This is a genomic window from Corallococcus sp. NCSPR001 (genome assembly GCF_017309135.1).
Classification (GTDB): domain Bacteria; phylum Myxococcota; class Myxococcia; order Myxococcales; family Myxococcaceae; genus Corallococcus.
In genome coordinates, this window is the sequence record NZ_JAFIMS010000002.1 from 1,701,707 (window position 1) to 1,726,665 (window position 24,959).

21 protein-coding genes and 1 pseudogene are annotated in these 24,959 nt (G+C 66.6%); 8 read left to right on the forward strand and 14 right to left on the reverse strand.

What is annotated here, in order from left to right; all coding sequences use genetic code 11:
- Positions 1-1,365: an IS701 family transposase gene (locus tag JYJ93_RS09085; protein ID WP_206788059.1), complete on the reverse strand. Its 1,365-nt coding sequence runs from the start codon at positions 1,363-1,365 to the stop codon at positions 1-3.
- Between the two features lie 62 nt (positions 1,366-1,427).
- A protein-coding gene (locus JYJ93_RS09090) for an IS5 family transposase (RefSeq protein ID WP_206788061.1) occupies positions 1,428-2,233 on the reverse strand; the annotation gives its coding sequence in 2 pieces (ribosomal slippage) (positions 1,428-1,903 and positions 1,903-2,233; 807 coding nt in all).
- Between the two features lie 129 nt (positions 2,234-2,362).
- Here JYJ93_RS09090 and JYJ93_RS09095 point away from each other — a divergent pair.
- Together JYJ93_RS09095 and JYJ93_RS09100 are read left to right on the forward strand one after the other, a co-directional pair.
- Positions 2,363-3,168 (forward strand): IS5 family transposase gene (locus JYJ93_RS09095; RefSeq protein WP_206788063.1). Its coding sequence is split into 2 segments (ribosomal slippage): positions 2,363-2,708 and positions 2,708-3,168, totalling 807 coding nucleotides; the frame shifts between segments, so codons are not numbered across the junction.
- Positions 3,169-3,218: 50 nt separating this feature from the next.
- Entirely contained in the window at positions 3,219-3,362 is a 144-nt protein-coding gene (locus JYJ93_RS09100; RefSeq protein ID WP_206788065.1) for a hypothetical protein, read from the forward strand.
- On the opposite strand, the gene JYJ93_RS09105 is transcribed toward JYJ93_RS09100, so the two are convergent.
- The 3 genes from JYJ93_RS09105 to JYJ93_RS09115 all read right to left on the reverse strand — a co-directional run bounded on the left by JYJ93_RS09105 (position 3,359) and on the right by JYJ93_RS09115 (position 5,784).
- A complete protein-coding gene (locus JYJ93_RS09105) occupies positions 3,359-4,582 on the reverse strand; it encodes an IS701 family transposase (protein WP_206788069.1) in 1,224 nt (407 codons plus the stop codon). The genes JYJ93_RS09100 and JYJ93_RS09105 overlap by 4 nt on opposite strands.
- Positions 4,583-4,669: 87 nt before the next feature.
- Entirely contained in the window at positions 4,670-5,206 is a 537-nt protein-coding gene (locus JYJ93_RS09110; RefSeq protein WP_206788071.1) for a transposase, read from the reverse strand.
- A gap of 41 nt (positions 5,207-5,247) precedes the next feature.
- Complete coding sequence (locus JYJ93_RS09115) at positions 5,248-5,784, reverse strand: helix-turn-helix domain-containing protein (protein ID WP_206788073.1); 537 nt, start codon at positions 5,782-5,784, stop codon at positions 5,248-5,250.
- A gap of 331 nt (positions 5,785-6,115) precedes the next feature.
- Between JYJ93_RS09115 and JYJ93_RS09120 the strand changes: the two genes are divergently transcribed.
- Complete coding sequence (locus JYJ93_RS09120; RefSeq protein ID WP_206788075.1) at positions 6,116-7,045, forward strand: hypothetical protein; 930 nt, start codon at positions 6,116-6,118, stop codon at positions 7,043-7,045.
- A 752-nt stretch (positions 7,046-7,797) separates the two neighbouring features.
- On the opposite strand, the gene JYJ93_RS09125 is transcribed toward JYJ93_RS09120, so the two are convergent.
- Positions 7,798-8,088 (reverse strand): hypothetical protein, encoded by a 291-nt coding sequence (locus tag JYJ93_RS09125; protein WP_206788077.1) that lies wholly within the window; start codon positions 8,086-8,088, stop codon positions 7,798-7,800.
- A gap of 1,081 nt (positions 8,089-9,169) precedes the next feature.
- Here JYJ93_RS09125 and JYJ93_RS09130 point away from each other — a divergent pair.
- Positions 9,170-9,823, forward strand: coding sequence for an NYN domain-containing protein (locus JYJ93_RS09130; RefSeq protein ID WP_206788087.1), 654 nt, complete (start codon positions 9,170-9,172; stop codon positions 9,821-9,823).
- A 517-nt stretch (positions 9,824-10,340) separates the two neighbouring features.
- Here JYJ93_RS09130 and JYJ93_RS09135 read toward each other — a convergent pair.
- Genes JYJ93_RS09135 through JYJ93_RS09145 form a run of 3 tightly spaced genes read right to left on the reverse strand, consistent with a single transcriptional unit; the run spans position 10,341 to position 12,696 of the window.
- A complete protein-coding gene (locus tag JYJ93_RS09135) occupies positions 10,341-11,312 on the reverse strand; it encodes a hypothetical protein (RefSeq protein WP_206788089.1) in 972 nt (323 codons plus the stop codon).
- Positions 11,313-11,323: 11 nt separating this feature from the next.
- Positions 11,324-11,506, reverse strand: a complete 183-nt coding sequence (locus JYJ93_RS09140) for a hypothetical protein (protein ID WP_121722547.1) — start codon at positions 11,504-11,506, stop codon at positions 11,324-11,326.
- Between the two features lie 8 nt (positions 11,507-11,514).
- Positions 11,515-12,696, reverse strand: a complete 1,182-nt coding sequence (locus JYJ93_RS09145) for an MBOAT family protein (RefSeq protein ID WP_206788091.1) — start codon at positions 12,694-12,696, stop codon at positions 11,515-11,517.
- A 330-nt stretch (positions 12,697-13,026) separates the two neighbouring features.
- Here JYJ93_RS09145 and JYJ93_RS09150 point away from each other — a divergent pair, with 330 nt between their 5' ends.
- Together JYJ93_RS09150 and JYJ93_RS09155 are read left to right on the forward strand one after the other, a co-directional pair.
- Positions 13,027-14,814, forward strand: coding sequence for a hypothetical protein (locus tag JYJ93_RS09150; protein WP_206788093.1), 1,788 nt, complete (start codon positions 13,027-13,029; stop codon positions 14,812-14,814).
- Positions 14,815-14,892: 78 nt separating this feature from the next.
- Positions 14,893-15,144, forward strand: coding sequence for a hypothetical protein (locus tag JYJ93_RS09155; RefSeq protein WP_206788096.1), 252 nt, complete (start codon positions 14,893-14,895; stop codon positions 15,142-15,144).
- Positions 15,145-15,348: 204 nt separating this feature from the next.
- On the opposite strand, the gene tuf is transcribed toward JYJ93_RS09155, so the two are convergent.
- From tuf to JYJ93_RS09170, 3 genes are all read right to left on the reverse strand, one after another.
- Entirely contained in the window at positions 15,349-16,545 is a 1,197-nt protein-coding gene (gene tuf / locus JYJ93_RS09160) for an elongation factor Tu (protein WP_206788097.1), read from the reverse strand.
- Between the two features lie 340 nt (positions 16,546-16,885).
- The gene (locus JYJ93_RS09165) at positions 16,886-17,689 is read right to left on the reverse strand and encodes a hypothetical protein (protein WP_206788106.1); all 804 of its coding nucleotides are present in this window, start codon (positions 17,687-17,689) and stop codon (positions 16,886-16,888) included.
- A gap of 282 nt (positions 17,690-17,971) precedes the next feature.
- Positions 17,972-19,954 (reverse strand): glycosyl hydrolase family 18 protein, encoded by a 1,983-nt coding sequence (locus JYJ93_RS09170; protein WP_206788107.1) that lies wholly within the window; start codon positions 19,952-19,954, stop codon positions 17,972-17,974.
- A 502-nt stretch (positions 19,955-20,456) separates the two neighbouring features.
- Here JYJ93_RS09170 and JYJ93_RS39905 point away from each other — a divergent pair.
- A pseudogene (locus tag JYJ93_RS39905) lies at positions 20,457-20,612 on the forward strand (IS5/IS1182 family transposase); the annotation flags it as partial.
- Between the two features lie 64 nt (positions 20,613-20,676).
- Here JYJ93_RS39905 and JYJ93_RS09175 read toward each other — a convergent pair.
- Together JYJ93_RS09175 and JYJ93_RS09180 are read right to left on the reverse strand one after the other, a co-directional pair.
- Entirely contained in the window at positions 20,677-21,810 is a 1,134-nt protein-coding gene (locus JYJ93_RS09175) for a tetratricopeptide repeat protein (RefSeq protein ID WP_242543742.1), read from the reverse strand.
- Between the two features lie 89 nt (positions 21,811-21,899).
- Positions 21,900-22,856: a Circumsporozoite protein gene (locus tag JYJ93_RS09180; protein WP_206788111.1), complete on the reverse strand. Its 957-nt coding sequence runs from the start codon at positions 22,854-22,856 to the stop codon at positions 21,900-21,902.
- A gap of 722 nt (positions 22,857-23,578) precedes the next feature.
- Between JYJ93_RS09180 and JYJ93_RS09185 the strand changes: the two genes are divergently transcribed.
- Complete coding sequence (locus JYJ93_RS09185; RefSeq protein ID WP_206788113.1) at positions 23,579-24,898, forward strand: hypothetical protein; 1,320 nt, start codon at positions 23,579-23,581, stop codon at positions 24,896-24,898.
- Positions 24,899-24,959: the final 61 nt, after the last annotated feature.

A 24,959-nucleotide genomic window follows, 5' to 3' on the forward strand; every position in this document is an offset into this window, starting at 1 on the left:
CTACTTGATCAGATGCGTGACGGTCCTCGAGGAGGAGCGCGAGCGCCGAGTCTGCGGAGGCACAGCGGACAATGGCCGAGGCGGCGCAGCAGCAGATGCTGAAGCCGCCGACGCACCTGGGGAAGGGTCCAGGGAATCCTCCTCCGGGGGAAAAAGCGCTCGACGGAGCGCGAGGAAGCCATGGGCCACCATGCAGAGGGTGGCGTGGTGGTGAAAGCCTCTCCAGGTGCGGCCCTCGAAATGGTCCAGGCCGACTTCGCCCTTCATCTCCTGGTAGTCGCGCTCGACGCGCCAGCGCAGCTTCGCCAGGGTGACGAGGCGTTTGAGGGGCGTGTCTTCCGGCAGAGACGAGAGGTAGTACTTCGTTGGCGCGGCCTCGCCCGGCGGCCACTCACACAGGAGCCACTCGGGAGCGCCGGGCGCCTTGCGCACGACATGGCCTTCAGCGACCTGGATTCGCACTGCGGCGAAAGTGGAGGACTGCGTGCCGCGGCTGCCCTCGCGCCAGCTGATGCGGCGGTACTCCTCCTCGGGTAACTGGCGCGCCAACTCTTCAATCGTCCAGGGCTGCACGCCGCTGTCGTCGACGAAGCGAGTCCGGGGGCGTCCGTACGCGCCAGCCTTCTTCACGGGCAGGTGCGGCGTCGCCCCCGGAGGCCACACCTTGTGCTGCCCCGGCACGGCGACGAGGTAGGGCAGCCCGCGTGCCGTGAGTCCTTCGCGAAACTCCCGGCAATTGCCATACCCCGCATCCGCCAGGACGACGTGCTTGCGCACGCCCCACTCCAACGCGTCATCCAACTGCGACAGCGCCAATTCCCATTTGCGCGAGGCGCCTACCGCCTCGGGGACTCCGGCCGCCTTGCGTCGGTCCTTCTCCGTCACCCACTCCTCGGGCAGGTACAGCTGCATGCCGATACACCCGCTGCCACGAGCCCCAGCCAAATGCAGGCTGACGGCCACCTGGCAGTTGTCCGTGCGCCCCAGCGTCCCCGAGTACTGACGGGCGACTCCCACCGAGTGCTTCCCCTTCTTCGGGAAGCCCGTGTCGTCCACCACAAGGGCTTCCACCTCCGGCAGCCGCTCTTCCAGCTTCCGCGCCAGTCGCTCCCTCAGCGCCTCGTCGCTCCACGTCCCTTGCGAGACGCACTGCTGCAGTCGCTGGCGCATTGCCTCGACATCCCTGGCGTCCTCTACCAGCCGGGCCGCCATCGGCTCGATGCTCTTGCGCTCCCCATCCAGCAGTAGGCCCGTGACATAGGCCTCCATGGCGCGCCGCCTCTCCAGTCGCCCCATGCCGGCGACCATCTCTTCGAGATAGGCGCTCAGCGACTCATCCAACTTCTTGAGCTGCGCGGGTGTCATCCCGGCCGTAGATCACACGGGCCCCCTGGATTCAAGTGACCGGGTAGTACTAAGACTTCCTTTCATAACCGGCGAGGGAGTCTGCGCTGAAGTATGACGCAGCAACCGAGCTGCAGGAGCGCCAGGTGCAGGTCGGCTCGGCGCTCCTCTCGAATGCGCAGGCGCTTGAGGTGGTGCAACCAGGACAGACTGCGCTCCACCACCCAGCGGTGGCGTCCCAGTTTCTGGCTCGACTCGACTCCTTTGCGCGCGATGCGCGGCTTGATGCGCCGCTCGCAGAGTCCGCGGCGGATGACGGCGTAGTCGTAGCCCTTGTCACCGTGCGCCTTCTTGGGGCGCCTACGCGGCCGGCCGCGGCGCCCGGTGTGTACGGGAGGGATGGCATCGACGAGGGGGAGTGCGCGCTTCATGTCGTGCACGTTGGCGGCCGACAGGAGCACGGCGAGTGGCAGCCCTTTTCGGTCTACGACGAGATGGTGCTTGGAGCCCTTCTTCCCTCTGTCGGTGGGATTCTTGCCCGTTTCGGGCCCCCCTTTTGAGCCCGGACACTGCCCGAGTCGAAGGAGGCACGGCTCCAGTCGATGCGGCCGCGCATGCCCAGTTCGTCGAGCAGCTTCCGCTGTAGCTTGCGAAAGACACCCGCCTTCACCCATTGGTTGAGCCTGCGCCAGCAGGTGATGCCACTCACACCGAAGACTTCCGTCGGCAGGTCCTCCCACGCGATGCCCGTCTTCAGCACGAAGAGGATGCCGCGCAGGGCCGCGCGGTCATCTGCGTACGGTCGGCCTCCCTTGCGGTGGCGACGGCGCTTCGGCAGCAGCGGCTCCATGCGCTGCCAGAGGGCCTCTGGCACGAGCTCACGCTTCATGCCTCCAAGGTGCACATCCACCCGAGCGACTGCATTCCCACCCCATCGCTGGTGGGGTTATGAAAGGAAGTCTAACGAAAGTCAGGGCTGGACTGGCCGAGCACAAGGGGCGTCCCCAGGTTGAGGGGCATGGTCCGCGAACTCGTCCCCGACGCCTTCTGGCAGCGCGTGGCACCGCTGCTGCCGCCGCCCCGGCCCAAGAAGAAGCTGGGCCGTCCTCGGGCAGATGACCGCGCGGCGCTGGAAGCCATCGTCTTCGTGCTCCGAAGCGGCATCCCGTGGGAGATGCTGCCTCGCAAGCAGTTCGGCCTGTCGGGCATGACGGCCTGGCGCAGGCTGGAGGAATGGACCCGGGCTGGCGTGTGGGAAAAGCTCCAGGCGCGATTGCTGGATGAACTGGGCCTGCGCGGCAAGGTGGACTTCTCCCGCGCCGCTATCGACTCCTCGTCCGTCCGGGCGTCAAAAAGGGGGCCCTCACGGGCCCAAACTCGACGGATAGAGCGAAGGCGGGTAGCAAGCATCATCTTCTCGTAGACGCCCAGGGGCTGCCGCTCACCGAGTCCGTGACGGCCGCCAACGTCCACGACACGCACGAACTTTTCCCGCTCGTCGACTCCGTGCCCGCGGTGCGGATGCCTTCGGGGCAGCGCCGCTTTCGCCCGGGAAAACTCCACGCCGACAAGGCCTACGCCTCCAGGAAGAACCGGAGCGGGCTTCGTCTACGCAGCATTGCCGCCCGCATCGCGCGTCCCGGCGTTGAGTCCAAGGAAAGGCTCGGACGCTACCGATGGGTCGTGGAGCGCACGCTGGCCTGGAAGAACCAGCTGCGCCGCCTTCGCGTCCGCGACGAGCGCAGGGACGACGTCCACTTCGGATTCCTCGTCCTCGGTTGCTGCGTCATGCTCCTACGCCGCCTCTGCCCTCACATTTGTTAGAGGCTGTAATCCTACAGCTGCAGTTTGAACCGAGCCCTTCGGGCCCGATAGTGGCACTGCATGGCCACGGCTTGGTGGTGGCGTCGCCAGCGACTCCACGCGAGGACATGCGCAAGCGGAGCCGCCACACGCCGCAGAAGCGCTACCAGAAGCACTCGCACTTCCTGGACGGAGTAGCGGACGAAGGCCGTTAGTGAAGGCCGCGCCGGGCGAGAAACGCGCGCATGGGGTTTCTGCGCCTCGGCAGGCCGAGTGCTTTTGGGGGCAGGCCCTCCTGGAGTTGCTGATTGGCCACGGCACGCGCGGCGGCGAGAAAGACGTGGGCCACCAGGCACAGCGTCATATGCCGGTGCCAGGCCGTCCAGGTGCGCACCTCATAGTCGGCGAGGCCCACCTCGTTCTTGGCGGATTCGAAGTCCTCCTCCACGGCCCACCGGCTGCCCGCGGCGCGCACCATCGACTCCAGTGAGGCATTGCGCCGGGCATGGGCGACGTAGAAGGCCACCTTGCCGTCCGCGAGGCCTCTGCGAAAGAGCAGCCACCGCGACAGGCCCAGGTGCCGGTTGAGCCGCATGCGCGCCCAATCATAGAGGCGAGGGCCCTTGGTGCCCGCGCCTGCGGACAGACGTGTCCAGTCCTCCGGAGGGACCTCCTCCACCATGTCTCCAGGCTTCACCTGGTAGAAGCCGCGCCAGACGTGCGTATTGGAGGCCACCGCCAGCACGTAGGGCTGGTGCAAGTCTTCGAGGAAGCGGCGCAGGGTGCTGTCGCGTCCATAGACTTCGTCCCCCACCACCCACGCCGGCTTCAGTCCCGCGCCCAGCGCCCGCTGCAGCATGCCTTGCGCGAGGGCCGGTTTGGATTCGAAGCCCACTTCGTCCGGAATCCCTCCCGCTTTGCGGCGGGCCGCATCCTCCGTCCAGGGCTCCGGCAGGTACAGTTCCCGGTCCACCAGCGCATGCCCGCGAGGCGTCACGTACGAGAGGAAGACGCCCACTTGCGCGTTCTCCACCTTGCCCGCGGTGCCCGTGTACTGGCGCGCCACGCCCACGGACTTCTCTCCTTTCTTCAGGAAGCCCGTCTCGTCCATCGCCAGGATGCCGCCTTCGCCCAACGCCCTGCGCGCGTACTCCAGCACGTCGTCGCGTACTGCATCCGCGTCCCACTTCGCTCGCAGCAGCAGGTGCTGGAAGGCATAGGGCGCTTGATGCCCCGCATCCTCCGAAAGGCCCCACACATTCTTGCGCTGTGCCCGTCCCAGGAGGGCCTTCACGTACTCGACCGCAGTGGCGTGCGCCTCGCGCCTGCGGAAGTGCGGCTGCAGCCAGGCGCCTATCTCCTCCAGCTCCGTCACGAGACGGCCAACCAGCCGGACTTCCGGTGCCTGCGCTTCTGTGGCTGATGGCTGCTGCATGGGAGGTCTCGTTCCTCCCCCTCCTGTTTCTTCAACAGGAGGAAGCCTGCGGAGTCTTCCGAACTACAGCTGTAGGAGTAAGTGGCACTAAGTAGGTCGCCAGAAGTTCTCTAACAAATCGCGTAGCCAGAAGCCCTCGGCGAGGCAGCCGGCCTTGCGGAGGGCGTCCTGGGGCGACAGGCCCAGCACCCACTGGATGGCGGCATCGATGTGCTGCTGCATCGTGGGGTACTGCCGGTTGGCGGAGACACGCTGCTTGAGTGGGCGCCAGAGGTGGTCCATGCAGTTGAGTTCCGAGCGCTGCTTGGGCAGCAGCACCAGGTGGACACCGAGACGCGTGGCGAGCCGCTGAGATTTCTGGGCGGTATGGCAACTGGCCCTGTCGAGCAACAGCAGCAGCGGGCGTCCGGGGGAGGAGGAGCGCAGGGCATGCAGGAAAGCCATGAAGTCCTCCTGTCTGCCGCGCTGGGTCGCCATGACGATGCGCCTCCCAGTGCGTGGATTGATGGCCCCCCACAGCGTGCGCTTGGCGTTCTCGCCGGTAATCCGCACCTGCGCCTGCTTGCCCACCGGCGCCCAGGCTGCGCGCAGCGGTGGAAACCAACGCAGCACGGTGCTGCCCATGACGACCAGTACCGCACGAGGCCACTGGCGCTTGAGCCTCTTCAGACGGCGAACAAGGCCCCCTTTTTCTGCCCCAGGTGAGATGCAGCCGTCGCGTACATGTACCGAGGCCGCTTCCAAGCCAGCCCCGCCTCATGCAGCCGTCGGCGCAGCGTGCGGGGTGACACCTCCAACCCCTGGCGCTGGAAGTGAGTGCACAGCAGCGGCACCGTCCATCCATGGCTCGCCCAGCCCGACTTCTCCGGGCTTGTGCCTACCACCCTCCTCAGGCGCTTGGAGGTGAGACGCGGGGCTTTTCTGGGGCGGCCCGAGCGCGGTGCATCCACCAGGGCTGACGGGGTGCGCTCTGCCAGGTAGCGCTCCAACCAGCAGTAGACGGCCGGACGACTCAAGGCCGCCAGGTGTGCTGCCTCACCTGGGCTCTTGCCCTCGGCGATGAGCTTGATGGCCAGAAGGCGACGGAAGTGCCGAGCATCGCGTGCCTGCCGCAACGCTCGCTCCAGCTTCCTCCTGTCGTGTGCTGTCAGCCCCAGCTCGGCTGGGCTTCTTGCCGGTCGCATGCCCCAGAATTTGGACATGCGGCCGGATTTTGTCTCGGAACTTCTGGCGGCCTACTTAGCTGATCACGCCTCGCCCGCTTGCGAATGGGTACGGGGACGAAGCCTTCTCCTCGGACTTATCCCGCTAGGGAGAAGAGACTTTCCGGAGGAAGTTGCATGGTAGAGGGGAGGCCGAGCAGTCGCGCCCCCTTGGAACCTGCTGGCCGATGGTGTAAATTCATCTTCGGTCCAAGGAAACCGCACCTGCCGCCGGGTGAAATTCCTCAGGCTGATGATGCTCAGCTTCGTTCATTGCCGACCCTATGGGTCGGTGCGTAATCGGCGGACACCGACCCCGAAGAGTTCGACAATGAACGCCGTTATTGATCTGGATTACATCAAGCTTCTAAAGCGTGAGGCAGCCGAACTAGCGTCGGCCGCTGCATCATCGCATCTCACCGAAGCTATCGCTGCTGGCTTTGGCTTCAAAACCAATGCCGCATTGAAGGCGGCCCTGAAGCAGGGCCCAATCCAGGCCGCGCTTGATGACAACGCTGCTTGGCAGCGTCTCATCGAGATTGGTGCAGACCCGTGCCCGCCCAAAGGTATGCTTCGTCTTGCTGCCATGCGTCCTCTGGTGAAGGATGCAATGGACGCGATGCCTGAGTTGACGACATTCGGCTTAGAAGTTCATAGCCCGCAGAGCAAGACTCGGGAGCAGATCGAAAGCGAGTTCGCAAAAGACCGAGCGGCGATGCTCAAGCCAAGCGCGATCGAGGAGTTTGATCGCTGCTACCAGTGGCTTACCCGTCTTGAGAAAACCAAGGCCATCAATGCGAGTGTGAGCAGCTATGGCCTGAAGCACAAAGTTGAGAGCCATTGGCGAACGGTTGCACCGGGCGGCCTTGCCTATGTAGCCAATGGCATGTGCATTGCGGCTGCACATGCAGCGGGCTTCAAGGTGGCTCGGGTGGGCGACAGCCCGAACGCCATGTTCAATATCAGCCGCCGTTCCCTCAAGGCTAATGATCCCAAAGTCAACAGCCGTAGCAAGTCATCGTTGAATGACGCATGGAAGGTCGAGTGGTCGGATCACCGCTTGATGCGTGCTCCTAATTCAACCGAGCCGCCAGCAAGCTACCAGCGAGTCGATTGCCCTGATGAAGAGGAAGCGATTGCTCGCGCGTTGTCTCTCATCGGGCAGAATAAATTCTATGTGAATATTCGGCGAGGCCGCGAAATGGTTTACGGGCTGGCCGAACTCCAGGCTATCGCCTACTGGCACCGTCAGAGCACTTAACACTGCTGGGGCATTAGTAGAGGAGATTCTCGGCCAGACGCACGACGGCCCCGCTTCCACTCGGAGACGGGGCCGTTTAGTTTCGGGCTATCGCTTCCACCGCAGGACTAGGCGTCTCACGATGCGCACGAACTTCTTCAAGGTCGTCTTCTTCTGGCAGGCCACGCAGTCCACCTCTGCGAAGCACTTGCCAGAGCGGTCCTGCCAGATGCCGAAGTCGGGGATTACCGTCCCAGGAGTCTGACACAACCGGCAGGTTCTCGGCACTTTCGTCCAGTCGGTATCCGTGCTCATGGCGGTGCAGCCTGCGGGTGGTGGCGTCTCATGCGGGCTATTCGGGCGACTGGTTCTTCGGGGGGCTGGATCGGAGCACTACGCCAGGCCTTGCAGCAACTCTGAATCCGAGGGACTCCGTTGAGCATCCTGACGCCGACCTCTGGTTCAACCGGCTTCGTCTCGCCGCACTTCTTGCAAGTGTGTTGAACCCTCGTCCAGTCAACGTCTTCGGTTGCGGCGGCAGGCCCAGGGACATAGACGTTCAACCCATGCCGCCGCGCATCACGAAGAAGCGCGAGACCAATGGCACCTGAGTCGTTGGAGGGGACTCCCCGGTGAGTCCCTGAGCAACTGGACCAGATACCCGAGCGCCGCCATCTCATCCATGGTTAGAGGCGCACGGACGGTGCCTACGACGGTGCCCTTGGGCTTGCGCTGATTCTCAGGCGGAGTGCTGTCCTTATCGTGGCGGGGCATCAGTTCTCCTCGGCGGGTTCGCCGTTGACGGTGAGCACGAGGTCCGTGTCCTCGTCGGTGCGGAGCGTGTGGGTGGCCCAATTCCAGTCACCCCACACCGCAGTGCCGCCTACGCTCTGCCCGGCCCGGTCCTCGTCCACCACCAGCGTCTCCACCGACACGCCCTGCCGGTTGCTCCCGGTGTGCAGCTCGACGCTACGCCCCTCGTTCAGCGCAGCCTCAGCCACCTTGCGCAGGTCCGGTGAACAGCCCGTCAGCATCGGTCCACGAGCACGGCTCTCCACATTCATCGCGCTCCAGTTCGGGGATGGGCGTCGTCGTGCTCACGGCTGCGTCCCCGCCCCGGCCAGGAGTGCGTCCTCCGTCGCGATGGCTTGGCGCTGCTTGGATCCCTTTAGCAACTCCAGGTTGGCCCGCACCTTCCGCGACCAGAGCATAGAGGAGATGAACGGCCGGCCAGCCAGCCACGGATGTGCAAGCAGGCCCACCGAGGCCCAGATTGCGGCGGCGCGGACTTGGTCGCCAAGGCAGGGGGAGCGGGCCAGCGAGTTCATGGGCATCGACGTGCACAAGCGGGACAGCAAGGGGGCATCCTGGCGGAGGGAGGCGGAGTAGTGCTGGAGCAGCGGCTTCGGGTCCAACGGGAACTGTTGAGCAGGCGCCCCAAGGCGCCAGCGCTACTGACTGGAGGACTCCACCGAGAGCGATTGGGTGGCCCGATGCCTGGAGGAACTTGGCCACGAGCTGGTGGCTGTTACCGAGCGACCCTTCAAGGGATGAAAAACAAACGCTCCATCTCATTGAAGTCCGCGCTGAGGCCCTCCAACCACCATCCCCTCCGGCTGCCTCCGCCTCGTGACGACCTGCTACCCCGTGGATGAGACGTTGGATTCCCACCCCAATAGCTCGTAGGTCAGAAGGCTCGCCCTCCCTTTTCAACAGCCTGCTAGGTACAGAGGACGGCTAGGTTAGGCGGCGCGGCAGGTACTGTTATCCGGGTTCATTTACCCCGGCAGGGGACTGTCGGGCATATCCCACATGACTCAGATGTTCAGTATCCAGGAAGGGGGATATGGCCTGCTAAATTCGGCATTACCGGTTTCTGGCTCTCTCGCTCTCCCAACAAGGGGGCGAACTAGTACTTCTCCGAGGGGAGTCCCCCCAGGACAAGAGCCCAAAGTACCTAGATGGGTACTAGGGGTTTTAGCCAAGAAGCTCTTGACCAATATGCCGAGCCCGGTTACCTTCCCCACATCAAATCCCGCAGAAGATACGGGTTGGGCTACCAGCCACGGCTTCTGCTATTAGATCCCCAGGGGGCGCCTGCACAGGTTGCCCCCTGAATTTTTTTCTAGACCTAGGAAAGCTGCTGTGACTGGTCCCGTGGGTGCTGGTGCTGCTCCTGTAGCTGCACCAGACGTTCGCGTTCGTATTTTCGTTGACTTCTGGAACTTCCAGCTCGGGATCAATCAGGCGATTGGAAAAAAATTCCATCTAGACTGGAAGACTTTTGGTCCGTGGATTACCCAGCGTGCAGCCGAGCTGACCTTGGAGGCCGGACAGCAGGGCCGGATGCGATACGAAGGCCTGCACGTCTACCTGTCCTATAACCCCAAGAAACCAGAAGATACGAAGCTTCGACACTGGGCTACGAACGTGCTTGATCGGTTTCCAGGCGTGCAGGTGACCGCCATGGAGCGCAAGCCGAAAAATCCTCCCGATTGTCCGTTGTGCCATGCCTCTGTAGCTGTTTGCCCTCACTGTAGTGGGAGCATGGCAGGCACAGTTGAGAAGGGGGTTGATACCGCCATAGTGACGGACATGATCCGGCTGGCCTGGGAGAAGTCCTATGACGTCGCGGTGCTTGTGAGCAGTGACCGGGACTTTATCCCCGCCGTCGATTTTCTCGACAAGAAGGGCCTTAAGGTCATTCACGCTGGTTTCCCTCCCAAGGGAGTGGATCTCGCGACAAGTTGCTGGGCCTCATTTGATCTTAAGAAAGCCAAGCTCCCCGAGCGGCCGTGAGCGTGGCTGCGAGGAATTTCCCCAAGAGGTAGTTGGCATCGGGACCGCGCGCGTTGCCGGTGTGCTCCTGACGCCGTCTCCAAAATGTCTCCAGGGCTGGAAGGGACTTCGGGGGAGAGGTGGGGTAGGTGGGGCTTCCCCCCCGTGGACTCGAAGTGCCGGATTCACTCACGATTCAGCGAAAGGCGTGCGCCGTCGCGGGTTTGGAGCACCCCGTGTCCACGGGTTCAAATCCTGTCTCCCCGACCAATCGACGAAGCGGGCTGGAGGCCGAAAGGTCTCCAGCCCGTTTTCGTTTTAATGGGCATCAGGAGCCGGATGGCTCTGATCGGGGTTGGATTCGTTCCAGCCCATCGATCCGCGGCCAGAGGCCAGACTGCTGCCCTTCCAGGACTTCACTGAGGAGCAACGTGAAGCAGGAGCGCGGGCGACAAGGCTCTTGCGCGGCATCGGAACCTGTCAACGCGAGTGAGACAGCGACTTCATGAGATGACTGCGCAGCCTCCTGGCAGAGAGGTCAGGGCCGCGCGGGGACGCTCGGCATGGCCCGGGCCGACCAGTCCGCCAGGCTTCGGGTGAACCTCACCGCGCCGTCTGGCGACAGGTGCAAGGCGTCGGAGAAGCCGTCGTCGCCAATCCAGTCGGCGGCAGCGACATACAGGGCCCCTTCGCTTCGAAGCGCTGACTCCACCATCGCGCGGTACGCCCTCCACGCCTCGCTCTGGTAGTAGAGCCGCCGATGCGCCGACGGCATCGGCATCTCGATGACGACGAACTGACCACCACCCGCCCGGGCCCTCCGGGCCATCTCCACCACCGCGGGCGTCAGCGGCGTGGCGGCGGCCACCGCCTGGCGACAGTGGTCCTCAAAGGCCCTGGCGTCCTGCTCCAACAGGGAGAAGTCGGCCACGCGGCCGAACTGGTTGGTTTCCACCCGAGGCATCCCGATACCGCCGAGCCCCCGGCGAATCCGCTCGACCCAGGCCCAGAGCGCCTGCCGCTCCACGAGCATGGGCACGACCGAGACAGCCCGAAACGCCGCGCGGTGCCAGAGGGAGTCGGCCGCGTACAGCCGCTCCGCGATGTCGGGTCGCACGTAGTACGACAGCGCGCGGTTGCCCACGAGCGTCGTCCAGCGGCCCTCGGGCACGCGCGTCAGCTGATCATCGAAGAAGCCGTAGTACACCGCCCGCACCGTCCCCGGATCGCTGGCGGCATACATCTGCAGGTGCTCCACCGGGAAGGTGGCGCCGACCCCCAGGTTCACCGCGACGCGCTCCGGCCTCCGCTCCTGGAACACGCTGGGAACGAAGCCCGCCTGGATGAGCGAGTTCCCCAGGAACAGATCGGTTGTGCCGGACGTGCGCGACGCCTGGCGGAGGACCTGCCGGGGCACGGAGTTGCGGGCCAGTCGCGCGATGCCGACGTTGAGCGCGCACAGCCCCACGGCCGCGACCAGCAGTTGTCGCCACAGGATCCGGAGCGGCATGGGAGGACACCTCAAAAATCGATGTAGATGAACTTCGACGACTGCCCGCAGAACAACGCGATGAGCAGCAGCAGCACGGTCCACCACAAGCCCCACCCCACGCTCGACAGCGGGAGGTTGAGTCCCGGGGGCGGTGCCTCCGTCACGCCGCCGGCGTACTCGGCGGCTTCCTTCAACCATTGCAACAAGCGCATGTGGAACCTCATCCGACGACCAGCCGCCGGAAGAAGACACCGGCCGTGGGCAGGTCCATGGCGAAGAACGCCCATCCGATGTTCACGAGCAGGTACGTGGACAGCCGCGCCACCGCCTGATGGAAGACCTTCCGTTCACCCTCCGGCAGGGGCCGTCGTCGTCGCCACTCCCGGTGGATGACGAGCAGCGTCCCGTGCCACAGGCCCCACACCAGGAAGTTGAGGCCCGCCCCGTGCCACAAGCCGCTGACCAGCATCACGATCAGCACGTTGCGTGAGGCAAAGGCCGCCGAGCCGCGCGAACCGCCCAGCGGAATGAAGACGTAGTCCACCAGCCAGCGGTAGAGCGAGATGTGCCAATGCCGCCAGAACTCAGTGATGTTGGTCCGGAAATAGGGCCAGTCGAAGTTCTCCGGGATGCGGATGCCGAAGAGTCGCCCCGAACCAATGGCGATGTCGGAGTAGGCCGAGAAGTCGAAGTAGATCTTCCAGCCATACGCGAGGAGCCAGAGCGGGAGCATGCGGCGATCCGCGGCCAGGATGTCATCGCGATTGAGATGGTCGGTCACGCTCGTCAGCAGGTCCGCGAGCATGAACTTCTTGACCAGTCCCACCAGGATCCGCGTCACGCCGCGGTTCCAATCCCTCGCGGTGTCCAGGCTCGGTGAGCGGAGGCACGGGAGGAAGTCCTGGAAGCGTTTGATCGGCCCGGCGACCATGGTGGGGAAGAAGAAGATGAACGCGAGGTATTCCCCCAGCGTGCCCCGCTCAACCGTGCCCTTGTACCGGTCCGCGGCGTAGTGGATGAACTCGAACGTGAAGAAGGAAATGCCCAGGGGAAGGAACGCCGAATGCCAGTACAGGGGATGGGTGTCCCAGGGCAGGAAGAGGGCGCCGGTGAAGAAGTTCCAGTACTTGAAGACGCCCAGCATCAACACGCTGATGCCAATCCCGATGAGACACATCCGGGAGCGCAGATCGTAGAACCGGCGAAACGACGCCTCCCAGATGAAGATCAACACACAACTGGCGGCCCACACGCCGTGCGGGGTGGCGAGCGAGAAGTAGATGAAGAATGAGATGCCGGCGACCGCGCAAACCCATACCCGGAGCTTCGGTCCCACGAGGCGGAACAGGACGGCCGACGGGATGAGGAACGCGAAGAAATAAGCGAAGGTATTGAAGATCATCGTCGACCCGCCCCGACCTGATTCCGGTGCGGGAGCTGCCGCGGGCCTCAGCGGGAGGAGCGCGACAGCATACCTCCCGAGTAGGGGGGATGCCACCCGCGGAGGAGTCCCGGCGGCACGGCGCGGACCGCTTGCGGCCGCCGGCGATTCGGGGGCACGAGATGCGCTCGTGATCATCCGTCTCCGCAGCCGCTACAGGGCGAACACCCCGGAAAGTGAGCCCCGAGGGGTAGGGCTGTCTTCCCCCTGGGACGGGTGGGGTCGGTCCGGAGGCATTCCCATCCATTCGGGGACGCGGGCAGTGCCGCCCGCCTCCGCAAGGACCTCCGCATGGCCTCTCCTTCCTCGCCCGTCGCTCCGGACAGCGCGCTTTCCCCCGTCTCACTGGAGGTCCGGGGCAACCGCGGGCTGACGCTCCATGCGCTCACCTCCGCGGAGGACATCGAATGGCGGAATGACTCGGACGAGGTCCTGGGGACGGGCAGGACCTTCTTCGATCGCAGCCCGAGCGAGGCGCTGGTGGTGGTGGCGCGCGAGGGTGACGAGCAGGCCCGGGTGCGGGTGCGGGCGCGCAACGTCTTCACCACGCACGCGGTCTTCGATGCGCCCTCGGTGCTCGCGGCGCTGCGCGACGATGGCTCGGTGGTGACCTGGGGCGGCGAGAACCACCCCGCGCTGCTTCCGCCGGAGCTGGGCGCGAGGCTGACCGGGGTGCGCACCCTGTGCGGAACGTCTCAGGCCTTCGTGGCCCTGCGCGGGGACGGCACCGCGGAGGCGTGGGGGCATCAGGACTTCGGCGGCACGCTGCCGGAAGAGGCCCGCTCCGGTGTTCGGACCGTGACGGACACGCTGTCGGCGTTCGCGGTGCTCAAGGAAGACGGCTCGGTGGTTGCTTGGGGAAACCCCGCCGAGGGTGGAGACATCAGCGCGGTGGCGGACGAGCTGACGTCCGACGTGCTGGCCGTCCTCCAGGTCGAGACGTTCTTCATCGCGTACAAGAAGGGCGGGGGCGTGGTGACGTGGGGCGACCCGAAGGTGGGCGGGGACAGCAGCGCCGTGCGGGAGGAGCTGCGCTCGGGCGTGGTCGGCCTGATTCCCAACTTTGGCGCGGTGACGGCCTTGAAGGAGGGCGGCGCCGTGGTGGCTTGGGGCGACCCGGAGGCAGGCGGTGTGCCGGACGAGGCCACGCGTGAGCAATTGAAGGAGGGCGTGAAGTCCGTCCACTTCAGCATGTATGCCTTCGCGGCGCTGAAGGAGGACGGCTCGGTGGTGGTCTGGGGGGACCCCGAGACGGGAGGCGACAGCCGCGCGGTGGCGGATCAACTGAGCTCGGGGGTGGTGGCGGTGTACTCCACGGCGCAGGCCTTCGCGGCGCTGAAGGACGACGGCTCGGTGGTGACCTGGGGCGGGGAGAAGGGGGGAGACAGCTCCGCCGTCCGGGAGCAGCTCCAGTCAGGGGTGAAGGAGGTGTTCGCCACCACCTTCGCCTTCGCGGCGCTGAAGGAGGATGGCTCGGTGGTGAACTGGGGCCACTACGGCTTCGAGCCCGGGGATCCGGGCCCGAACAATGTCGGGGATCCGGACGTCATCGCGCAGCTCTCCGGAGGGGTGGAGCGGGTGCTGCACTTCCTGGTCGCCTACGTGGGCTTCAAGGCGGATGGCTCCGTCGTGACCTGGGGGGGCACGCTCTACGGCGCGGACAGCTCCGCGGTGCATGAGCGGCTCCAGCAGGGCGTGCTCGACGTGTACATGAATGGGCCCGGGACGAGCCTGGCGGCGCTGATGCGGGACGGCTCCGTCGTGACCTGGGGATACGCGGAGGCGGGCGGGGATAGCTCCTCGGTGGCCAGGGAACTCGCGGAGGGAGTCCATGCCGTCTACCGGGGCTATGGCGCGCTGGCGGCGGTGAAGCAGAGCAGCCTGGTGGCGTGGGGCATGCCCAAGGATGGCGGGGATGCGTCGGGGGTCCGGGAGGAACTGGAGGGCCGCATCTCGTACGCGGAGGCCCCGGCCCGCGCGACCAGCGCTCTCTGCCAGGGGCTGCTGAGCCGGGAGGATTCGTTCTGGCGGAGCGCGGCGCCCTGGTCCCGGCTCCAGGGGCGCGGCCAGCGACGATAGCTCCGTCGTGGCGCTCCTGCCTCCTCGACATGGCTCTTATTTCTCTACCTTCGCTGTAAAACCGGATATTCCGGGAGCATGAGAAAGCAATCCATCGCCCTTGTGTTGACGCTGCTGCTGACCAGCTCCGGAGCGGCCCTGGCCGCGGTGGTGTACGTCACGGGCAGCGGGCAGAGCCATGACTCCGGCACCGCGCTGGCGAATGCCCGCGAGGATGCCATCGCCAGGTGCACGGCGCAGGGCGGCACGCCCGTGGCGGAGGTGTACAGCCACGTGTCCCGGGCCGCCCTGTGGCTGGCGTCCTCGGTCTGGACGTGCGAGCGGCCCTGAGAGGCGCTGCGCCTCACGCCGCGCCTGGGAGTCGGAGGCCCACGCGCTCCCCACGCGAGAGGCGGGCTTCTCGTCCGCGTGACAGAACGCGCGGACGGTGAGGTCGGGCTGGAACATGACTTGAGTCTCCAGGGGCTGGGAGCGCCGCCTGTGGAAGCGCTCCTCGCCCGGGACACCCCTTCCCTGCGCCGTCTGTCGCGCGTGCTACTCGTGGATGATCTGCGCCACGACGCCCACGCCCACGGTGCGACCTCCTGCGCGAACCGCGAACCGGACACCCGGCTCCATCGCGATGGGAGCGATGAGCTCCACCTCCACGGAGGTGTTGTCACCTGGCATGACCATCTCGCTGCCTTCCGGCAGCTTCATGACGCCGGTCACGTCCGTGGTGCGGAAGTAGAACTGCGGGCGGTAGTGGGTGCGGAACGGGGTGTTGCCGCCACCCTCCTCCTTCGACAGCACGTAGACTTCCGCCTTGAACTTCGTGTGCGGTTGGATGGTGCCTGGCTTCGCCAGCACCTGCCCGCGCTCCACATCCTCGCGATTGATGCCACGCAACAGCACGCCGATGTTGTCGCCCGCCCGGCCATGGTCCAGCAGCTGGCGGAACATCTCGATGCCCGTCACCCCCGAACTCCGCGTCTCCCGGAGGCCGACGATCTCCACTGCTTCGCCCACCTTGATGACACCTCGCTCCACGCGCCCCGTCACCACGGTGCCTCGACCGGTGATGGAGAAGACGTCTTCAATGGGCATCAAGAAGGGCCCATCCTCCGCTCTTGCCGGCGTCGGGATGTAGCTGTCCACCGCCTCCAGCAGCTTCAGGATGGCCGTCTCGCCCGTTGCGTTGTCGTCCTTGCCTTCCAGCGCCATCAGCGCCGAGCCCTGGATGACGGGGACGTCATCCCCGGGAAAGCCATACGTACTCAGCAGCTCACGGACCTCCAACTCCACGAGTTCGCATGACCCTGCGTCGTCCACCAGGTCGACCTTGTTCAGGAAGACCACGATGGATGGCACGCCCACCTGACGGGCCAGCAGGATGTGCTCGCGCGTCTGGGGCATCGGGCCGTCCGCCGCCGACACCACCAGGATGGCGCCGTCCAGCTGCGCCGCGCCCGTGAGCATGTTCTTCACATAGTCGGCGTGCTCCGGGCAGTCGACGTGCGTGTAGTGGCGGTTCGCCGTCTTGTATTCCACGTGCGACGTGGAGAGGGGGATGCCACGCCCGCGCTCTTCTGGCGCCTTGTCGAGCTGGTCGTACGCCAGGAACGAGGCGCCGCCCGACTTCGCCAGCACCTTCGTGATGGCCGCCGTCAGCGTCGTCTTGCCGTGGTCCACGTGCCCGATCGTTCCGATGTTCGCGTGGGGTTTGTTTCGCTCGAGCTTTTCCTGGGCCATGAGGCCTCCGTTCCCGCGGATACGTGGTGCCTCGCGGGCTGCATGGGTTGACCGTGCAACGGTGGAGGCTCGCTCAGAGGACCGGAGCCGGTGCCCGGGTCTGAGAGGCCCGGCCCTCCGGGAGGCGGTGCGATAGGTGCGGCAGACGCTGCCCCGGGAGCCCAGGTCGAGCATCACGGATTTCGGCGTGGAGGCGCTGGTGACGCTGGCGCCCGCCGCGCATCCAGGGGCTGGCGCGCCGAAGTGACCCGCGCCGGGTCCTCGTGATGACGAAGAGCCCCTTCCCAGCCCGTGCTGGAAAGGGGCTCCTTGTTTTTCTCCGAGGCGCGGTGCCGTCGGCCTACTCGATGGTGGGGGCCTGATTCATGCCGGCGGTCGGGTCCGGGTTGGCCTGACCGAGCGCGCCACCGAGCAGCGAGCCGCCCGCAGTGCCAACGGCACCGGCCACGCCTTGCACGCCCTGGGAGACCGCCTGCACGCCCTGGGTCGCGGCTTGCACCAGCTCCGTGATGCTGCTGATCACCGAGGTGATGCCCTCCAGCAGCTTGCCGATGCTCTCGGTCTTGCTGGAGCCGGCCGGGGAGAAGGCGTCCGTCTGGAGCGACTGCATCACCGGCGAGGAAGACATGGCGCCCGGACCCTGGAGGCCGTCGATCATCGAGGGCGGGGGCATTCCGCCCGGACCCTGGAGGCCGTCGAGCATCGCGGGCGAGGGCGGCATTCCGCCCGGACCCTGGAGGCCGTCGAGCATCGCGGGCGAGGGGGGCATTCCGCCCGGACCCTGGAGGCCGTCGAGCATCGCGGGCGAGGGGGGCATTCCGCCCGGACCCTGGAGGCCGTTGATCAGCGAGCTCGTGGAGAGCAGGGCATCCGGCACCTGCATGGCGGAGTTGAAGAGGTCGGTCTTCGAGAACCGGGAGTCCGGCTTCTGGGGCGCGTTGGGCGAGTTCGGCTTGCCGTCCGGCTTCTGGGGCGCGTTGGGCGAGTTCGGCTTGGTGTCCGGCTTCAGCGTGGTGTTGGGCGAGTTCGGCTTCTGGGGCGCGTTGGGCGTGCTCGGCTTGGGCGTGCTCGGCTTGGAGGACGGGAGGTCCTGCGCGGGGGGACGGCGGATGGCGTTGGAGGAGCCGCGACCGGAGATCTTCATGGGGGAACTCGTTTCAGGAAGAAGAGGGTTGGGACCGCGTTCAGCGTTGAGTCCACCCATAGCAGCGGGCGTGCCAGGGCCCCGGAGGCCCAGGGACATGCGCAATCCCTTGATCTTCCTTGGGCTTGGAGGCGCGCCAGCGCGATTCGCGCGGCTGGGACTGGTGACCGCCGTCACTGCCTGATGTCTCCAGTCATCAGGCGCGGCCCGTGGCGTGGGCGGAGCCGCCCCGGACGCATGCGAAGGCGTCCGGGGCGGCTCACGTCAGGAGGGCGGAAGGGGCTACTTCACACCCTTGCCCTTGCCCGTCGGGCCCAGCGGCCGGGTCGCGCCGGGCTTGTAGGTGGGCGCCATGTCGAACGTCTTGCCGTTGGCCGTGAGCGAGTAGCCCAGGCCCTCGCGCGCGGCGTTGCAGAGCAGGCCGTCATCCTGGTCCGCGGACCAGGAGAACATGCCGCCCAGCTGGTGCTCGAGGGCGAACTCCGCCTTGGCCTTCACCGTGCGCGGCGTGTCCAGCGAGATGAAGTGCTGCATGGTGCTGCTGTACAGGTAGTCCGCGTTGGGCGTCGGGTCGGTGTACAGCGTGAAGCCGTGCTTGCCCTCCGGCGGGCTCTTCGTGAAGTCGATGTGGTTGAAGATGGAGTCGAAGAACTCCACCGCGCCCGCCTCGAAGGAGCCCAGCGGACTGCCCTGCTTGTTGTGCGTGCCGGTGTCCGGGTTGGCCTGCGCCGCGGCCCGGCCGTAGTTGGCGTAGCCCATGTGGAGCGCCGTGGAGGGCACCCCCGACTCCAGCAGGTACTTCACCGCGGCTTCGGCGGAGAAGGGCCGGCCCGGGGACGCGTGGAGGTTGGTGTGGTGCGCGAGCTCGTTCGCCCAGGAGAAGCCGAAGAAGTCGTACGCCATCAGGTAGACGTTGTTGAGGCCCTTGCGGATCAACTCCGGGATGTTGGCCCGCTTCAGCTTCTCCACGTCGCACGCCGCCGCGATGGTGATCTCCCGCTTCTTGCCCCCGGGCAGGGCCGGCAGGGCGTCCAGGCGGGCGCGCAGCTCCTCGATGAGGAGGGCGAAGTTCGCGCCGTCCTCGGGGAGCACCGGGTTGAAGTCCAGGCCGCCGCCGCCCGGGTACTCCCAGTCGATGTCCACCGCGGAGAACATGGGGAAGCGGGTGAAGATGTCGATGACGCTGTCGATGAAGACCTTGCGCTGCGCGGGGTCGGCCGCCATCGGGGAGAAGTAGGCGGACATGGACCAGCCGCCAATGGAGAACGCCAGGTCCAGCGGGTGGTTCGCCGCGTCGGCCTTCTTCTTCAGCTCGCGCAGACCGCCGAGCAGGCCCGCCACCTGCGACTCGGTGTAGTAGTTCAGCCAGTTCGTCGGCGTCACGTCGTAGTGGCCGGCGGTGAGGCCGCAGTTGCGGTACGACGCCAGGTCACCCCACGCGTCCACGAGCGTCACGTGGCCCAGCTGGCCAAAGCCCGCGCCTTCCGCGTGCGCGATGATGCTGTCCGCGATGTCCTTGTCCCCGGGCTTCGTCTCCGGGTTGCGCGCCTGCTTGTAGACGCCCATGAAGCTGAAGATGAGCCGGTCGTAGGCCGTCACCGGGATGTTCAGCAGGTCGAAGCCGCGGCCGTAGTCCTTGGCCTCGAGCTGGTCCGCGGGCTTGTCCAGGCGGCCGTCGTACTGGCACCAGTCGGTGATGTAGGCCGACACCTTCGGCTTCGTGCTGGCCTGGGCGTACTGGTTGTAGACGGGCTTGGCCACCCGGGCCGACGAGTACGACAGCTTGCTCGTGCCGGAGCCGTCGCGCTCGTAACCCACCTTCTTGTAACCGGCCAGGGTCTGCGCGTCGTCGCGGGTCAGGGCGTCGCCCGGCTCGGGGATGGGGTTGTTGCAATCGGTCGGGTTGCCGAGCTCATCCATCTCCGGCTGCGTGGCGTCCCGCTTGTAGCGCCACGGGTTGGTGTTCGGATCATCCACCTGGCCAGGGCAGTGAATCGCCTCGACCCACCAGGCGTTCTCGTAGACCTTCCCGTTGAAGATGACCTGGAAGGTGTCACCTCCGCTCTGCCTGTTCCAGGCGGCCAGCGGCTGGGTCGCCGTGGGGGCCGGGGCCTGACCCGCGCCGACGGGCTGCGTGCACCCCGACTCCATGTTCACATCCAGCGTCTTCTTCTTCAGGTCCACGTGGACCTGGACCTTGACGCATCCGTCGGCCGCATCGGCCACGTCAGCGCAGTTGCAGTCTTCCTTCGTCTTGCTTGCCATTGTGCGGTGCTCCCCGTCGGGTCGTTCGCCGTGGACCTTCACGCAAGCGAAAAAGAACCCTCCCCGGAGCGACGAGCGCCCGTGAGCGGTGGCAAAGACCCTGATTGCTTGCGTGCCAGGAAGCTGAAGTCCGTGCTCTGTTCCAACAACTGCCTTTTCGGCGGGGGACACGCAAAGACAGACGTGGAATGGCGAACGCTGCTGGGTGGGGCTCACGCCCCTCCAGGCCATGACTCATCCCGCGGTGCGGGGCGCGGCCCTGGAGGGAGCCCGGCCCGGGTGGGGCACGCGGTGGGCGTCAAGGGGGTTGTCGCGTGAGAGGGTTCAGCCGATGCGCGTCAGTTGCTGGGCTTCCGGCGAGGGATGGAGGCGCACGGACCCCGCGGGTGTCCAGTCGCGCGTTTCGCGACGCCAGTGCTCAGGGGGACGTGCGCGAGCGAGCAGGTACGCCTGGCAGCGCTGGGCGAGCAGCGCGTGCAAAGGATTCGGGTCGAGCCAGAAGCTGGGACGCCACCGCTGGGGGGTGGAGCGCAGCCTGCCCTGGTTGCACCACTTCAATCGCCTGCGCACCCGAGAGGAGCGCCGAGCCGACCTGCACCTCGCGCTCCTGCGGTTCGGTTGCTGCGTCGTACTTCAGCGCGGACTCCCTCTCCGGTGATGAAAGGAAGTCCTGGACGGCGCGGGGCCGCGAAGAACACAGCGGCCTCGAGCGTCGTAGGTGACTACTTGCCAGCCAGCGCGGCGACGAGCCGATCCGCCTGCTCGCGGATGTGCTTGTCGGTGCTGGCCTGGGCCTTCTGCGCGTGCGTGCGGGCCTGGGCCTTGTCGGTGTCCGCCAGCGACAGGGCCTGATTGAGGTGCAGCCCCGCGTCGTCCGGATGCGCCTGGAGCGCTGGCGCCAGCACCGCGCGCGCGTTGGCCGCGCCCCCGGGCTTCGACATCAGCAGCACGGCCAGGTCATTCGCCGCGCCCACGTCGGACGGGTCGCTGGCGTGGGCGGCCTCCAGCAGCTTCTGGGCCTCCGCGTCGTCGCCCATCCGCCGGCGCACCTTGGCCAGCGCGATGCGCACCATGGTGTTGTCCGGCACCTTGGCCAGGGCCTCGCGCAGGATGCGGTCCGCGTCCGCGTCCTTGCCGGCCACGAAGGACGCCAGCCCGTGCAGGTAGATGGCGTCCGCGTTGTCCGGCTGCTGGAGTCGGATGTCGATGGCGGCCTTGATGGCCGGCTCGGGCGCGCCCGCCACGAAGCACAGCGTCGCGAACTCCCGGATGAGGGCCGTTTCGCGCGGGCTGCGCAGGATGGCCTTCTGGAGCGTCTGGAGCGCCGCTCCCACCTGGTCCTTGAGCACCTGCACCCGCGCGGCCAACAGCAGCGGCAGGTGTTCCGTGCGGCTGGCCTCCGCCGCTTCCAGATAGCGCTTCAAGGCGCGGTCGAGCTGCTTGTCTCCCTGGAGCGCCATGCCCAGGTACGTCAGCGTCTGGGCGTTGCCCGGCTGCAGGGCGAGCGCCTTCTCCAGCGCGGCGATGGCGGCGGGGTACTGGTGGTGCGCGAGCAGCGCGCGGCCGTGGTTGACGACCTCGAAGAAGCCCGCCTTCGGCTGGGCCGCGAGCGCCTCCAGCACCGCGAGCTGCCTCGCGTCACCCTTCTCCGCGTCGAGCCGGGCCAGGTGGCTCAGCGCCTCGGGGTGGGTGGGGTGCAGGGCCACGAGCCGCTGGAGCACCTCGCGCGCGGCGGGCTCGTCGTGCTGCGCGAGGCGCAGACGCGCGAGCCCGAGCAGCGCGGCCGCGTCCTTCGGATCCTGCTTGAGGGCGCGCTCGAATTCGATGGCGGCATCCTTGAGGAGGCCCTGCTTCATCAAACGCGCCGCGGAGGATGCTTGCTTGGAGACGGCCATGGCTCAGGAGGATAGCCCAGCCCGGTGGGGCTGGGCGGTTTCACGCCTGCCTACCAGGGGGTCACCCAATCCCCGACCGTGCTGAGCCCGTCCTTCACGCCGCCGGCCAGGTCGCCCAGGACGTCCACCGCGCCGTTGAACACGTCGCCGGCCGCGTCCGCCACCGCGCCGCCCGCGTTGATGGCGCCCTCGGCGATGTTCTCCAGCACCTCGCCACCGGCCGCGGCGGCCGTCTCGCCGACCGCCTTGAGGATGTTGCCGGGGTTGACGGAGCCTTCCACCTCGACGCCCAGGCCCAGGCCGGCCGTGGCCTCCACGCCGACGTCGAACTCCAGGTTGCCGCCGTCCAAGCCGATGTCCGCGTGGGCGTCGCCGCTCACGCCGGCGCTGGCGCTGGCGGTGATGCTGGCGGAGGCCAGGGTGTCACCCTCGTGCTTCAGCTCGATGCCGCCCGTGAGGCTGGCCTGCGCGCCCGCGAAGCCGGAGGCGGCGGCGTTGAGGGACAGGTTGCCGTCGGTGCCGACGTGCAGGTCCAGGTCGATGGAGCCCTCGGCGCCAATCTTGCCCAGCGCCGCCAGGTCCAGCTCGACGGAGTACTGCTCGCCGGCGATCTCGAAGTCCACCGTCTTGGTGGCGCTGGCGCCCGCTTCCACCAAGTTGGCGGACACGTCCACCTGCACGTTCACGTCGATGCCGGACAGGCCAATGTCCGCGTCCACGGACGCGTCCGCGCTGAACGTCGGGCCCTGGACATAGGCGTTGGTGTTGACGCCGCCGGGGCCGGTGCCGTTGACCTCGGCGCGCGAGCCGCCCGCCTCGAAGCTGGACTCGCCGCTTAGCACGTTGCGCGAGGGCGTCTGAACGTTGCCCTGCGTCTGCGTGGAGACGCTCGGCTGCGTCCCGGGCTGCTGCTGCGTCGTCGTCGTCGGCTTCGCCGGGGGCGGCGCGACAGGCTTCGGGGGCGGCGGGGGCGGCGGAAGCGGGCGGTAGCCGATGGGCAGGGTCATGGTCGGACTCCGGAGTTCGATGGGAACGGCGCCCGGAACGGCGACCGTTTTTTCCCATTCTCCCCAACCCCGTCCGGAAGTTTCCGCACCTCGATCACTTTGTAAGAAATTCCTGGTCGGATTCCGGTGAAGTGGGATGGTTGATTACATTTCGGTGGGGATGTTTCCATGTCGACGCTCGGAGAGTGGAGCGTCGCGTCAAATCACGAGGGAGAGAGGAGGGCATCGGGTTCCGCCCGGGCGCTGTCCTGAACGGACAAACCTCACAGGCGGAATGTTGGGAAGGGCGGGCGACTCTCGGCCTTTGAGAGTGCCTCCAGCCCCTTCCGGGTGGCGCGAAGAGGAATACGCGGCAGGGCGGAGTCCGGTTACAGGGTGGAGGGGGCGTGGAGCCGGGGCGTCGAAGAGAGCCGCCGCGCGGGCCTGCCTGCACGCAGTGTGGCCTGGCAGTCATATCCCCATCTGTTCCGACAGGGTTTCCGTCAACGACAGACATCGCCAGGTGCTAAGGGGTATCCACGACATGCGGATTTGGGCAACTTTGCCGGATTCAGTCTCATAATCAGTAAAGCCCGAGCACCGTATTTCTTTCCCGAGGAATGCCCATGAAGGTCGGTCAGAAGCCTGCCACCCCATCTCCAGTGAAAGCCCAGACGGCGCAGACGACGACGCGGCCGGCATCTTCTTCGGAGCTGCTATTGCTGGCGGCCCTGAAGGCATCCGTGACCACGCCAGCGGCGTCCACGAACAGCACCGCGCCGGCGGCGTTCTCCGCGGCCACGCCCCAGCAGACGCCGCCGGCCTACGACCTGCTCCCTCCCTCCATGAACCCGCCCCGCAACGAGCGGTTGGACACGGCCGTCAATGACGCCGTCCGGCGCGCGGCGGGTGAGAACATCCCTTTGCCGAGCCCGACCGAGCGCAATGAGCTGTACGCGCTCGCCCAGAAGATGCGCAATGAGGGCTGCTGTGACGTGAAGGAGATTGAAAACGCGCTCGTCGCGAAGCTGCGCGAGAAGGTGACCGGACCGAGCAAGCCCAAGACCGCGGCGGAGCTCGATGCCGTCATCGACCAGGCCTACAAGTACGTCTACTTTGACGACGCGCGTCCCACCTCCGAGTCGGAGAAGGCCGCGTTCCGGGAGCTGGCCCGGGAGCTCTCGGACAAGGGCCTTGGCGGCAAGGACCTCCTTTACGGCCTGTCGGAGAAGATCCGGCAGGTCAAGGACTGGGGCGGCAAGCCGGGCGAACCCGCGGTCATCCGGTCCGCCATCGAGAAAGGCTTTGATCGGGTCTTCGAAGGCTCGCGCAAGCCCAACGCCGCGGAGTACGCGGAGTTCACGAAGATGGCCGAGGACATGGCGAAGTCCGGCTCCAGCTCCAAGGACATCATGTTCGCCGTCGCGGAGAAGATGCGGGCCCGCCAGAGCACGGGTGGTGCGCCGGTCAACTCGCCGAAGGTCATCGACGACGTCATCGACCAGGCCTACAAGTACGTCTACAACAACGAGTCGCGTCCCACGACCGAGGCTGAGAAGGCCGAGTACCGGGCCATGGCCAAGGAGCTCGCGGAGAAGGGCGCCGCCCCCAAGGACATCATGTTCGCCGTCGCGGAGAAGGTCCGGCAGATCAAGGACTACGGCGGCAAGCCGGAGGACCCCAAGGCCATCAAGGCCGCCATCGACAAGGCCTTCGCGCGCGTCTTCGAGAAGGAGAACCGCACGGCCACCCCGGCCGAGTACGCGGAGTACTCGAAGCTGGCGCAGGAGATGGCGAAGGGGGGCTCCGCCTCCCAGGCCATCATGTACGCCATCTCCGAGAAGCTCCGCTCGGAGAAGGACTTCGGCAAGACGCCCAGCCCGGACGGCATCGTCAACATGGCGTTCAAGGACGTGCTCGAAGGCGCCTACCGTCCGCCCAAGCCCCGTGAGATGGAGGCGTGGAGGCGGATCGCGGAGGAGATGCTCAAGGCCGGGAAGGCCCCCCGGGATGTCCTCATGGAGATCCGCTCCCAGCTGCGCGTGGCCGTCTACAACCGCTGAGCGGACCCACGATATCATCCCGAGCTTCGGGCTCGGCCTGGGGGACCGGTGCAGGTGCTCC

Bases quoted from the DNA above. Each gene is read 5' to 3' on its own strand.
- JYJ93_RS09085 (WP_206788059.1), bottom strand. From the start codon at position 1,365: ATGACACCCGCGCAGCTCAAGAAGTTGGATGAGTCGCTGAGCGCCTAT.
- JYJ93_RS09105 (WP_206788069.1), bottom strand. From the start codon at position 4,582: ATGCAGCAGCCATCAGCCACAGAAGCGCAGGCACCGGAAGTCCGGCTG.
- JYJ93_RS09110 (WP_206788071.1), bottom strand. From the start codon at position 5,206: ATGGGCAGCACCGTGCTGCGTTGGTTTCCACCGCTGCGCGCAGCCTGG.
- JYJ93_RS09115 (WP_206788073.1), bottom strand. From the start codon at position 5,784: ATGTCCAAATTCTGGGGCATGCGACCGGCAAGAAGCCCAGCCGAGCTG.
- JYJ93_RS09120 (WP_206788075.1), top strand. From the start codon at position 6,116: ATGAACGCCGTTATTGATCTGGATTACATCAAGCTTCTAAAGCGTGAG.
- JYJ93_RS09125 (WP_206788077.1), bottom strand. From the start codon at position 8,088: ATGAATGTGGAGAGCCGTGCTCGTGGACCGATGCTGACGGGCTGTTCA.
- JYJ93_RS09135 (WP_206788089.1), bottom strand. From the start codon at position 11,312: ATGCCGCTCCGGATCCTGTGGCGACAACTGCTGGTCGCGGCCGTGGGG.
- JYJ93_RS09140 (WP_121722547.1), bottom strand. From the start codon at position 11,506: ATGCGCTTGTTGCAATGGTTGAAGGAAGCCGCCGAGTACGCCGGCGGC.
- JYJ93_RS09145 (WP_206788091.1), bottom strand. From the start codon at position 12,696: ATGATCTTCAATACCTTCGCTTATTTCTTCGCGTTCCTCATCCCGTCG.
- JYJ93_RS09150 (WP_206788093.1), top strand. From the start codon at position 13,027: ATGGCCTCTCCTTCCTCGCCCGTCGCTCCGGACAGCGCGCTTTCCCCC.
- JYJ93_RS09155 (WP_206788096.1), top strand. From the start codon at position 14,893: ATGAGAAAGCAATCCATCGCCCTTGTGTTGACGCTGCTGCTGACCAGC.
- tuf (WP_206788097.1), bottom strand. From the start codon at position 16,545: ATGGCCCAGGAAAAGCTCGAGCGAAACAAACCCCACGCGAACATCGGA.
- JYJ93_RS09165 (WP_206788106.1), bottom strand. From the start codon at position 17,689: ATGAAGATCTCCGGTCGCGGCTCCTCCAACGCCATCCGCCGTCCCCCC.
- JYJ93_RS09170 (WP_206788107.1), bottom strand. From the start codon at position 19,954: ATGGCAAGCAAGACGAAGGAAGACTGCAACTGCGCTGACGTGGCCGAT.
- JYJ93_RS09175 (WP_242543742.1), bottom strand. From the start codon at position 21,810: ATGAAGCAGGGCCTCCTCAAGGATGCCGCCATCGAATTCGAGCGCGCC.
- JYJ93_RS09180 (WP_206788111.1), bottom strand. From the start codon at position 22,856: ATGACCCTGCCCATCGGCTACCGCCCGCTTCCGCCGCCCCCGCCGCCC.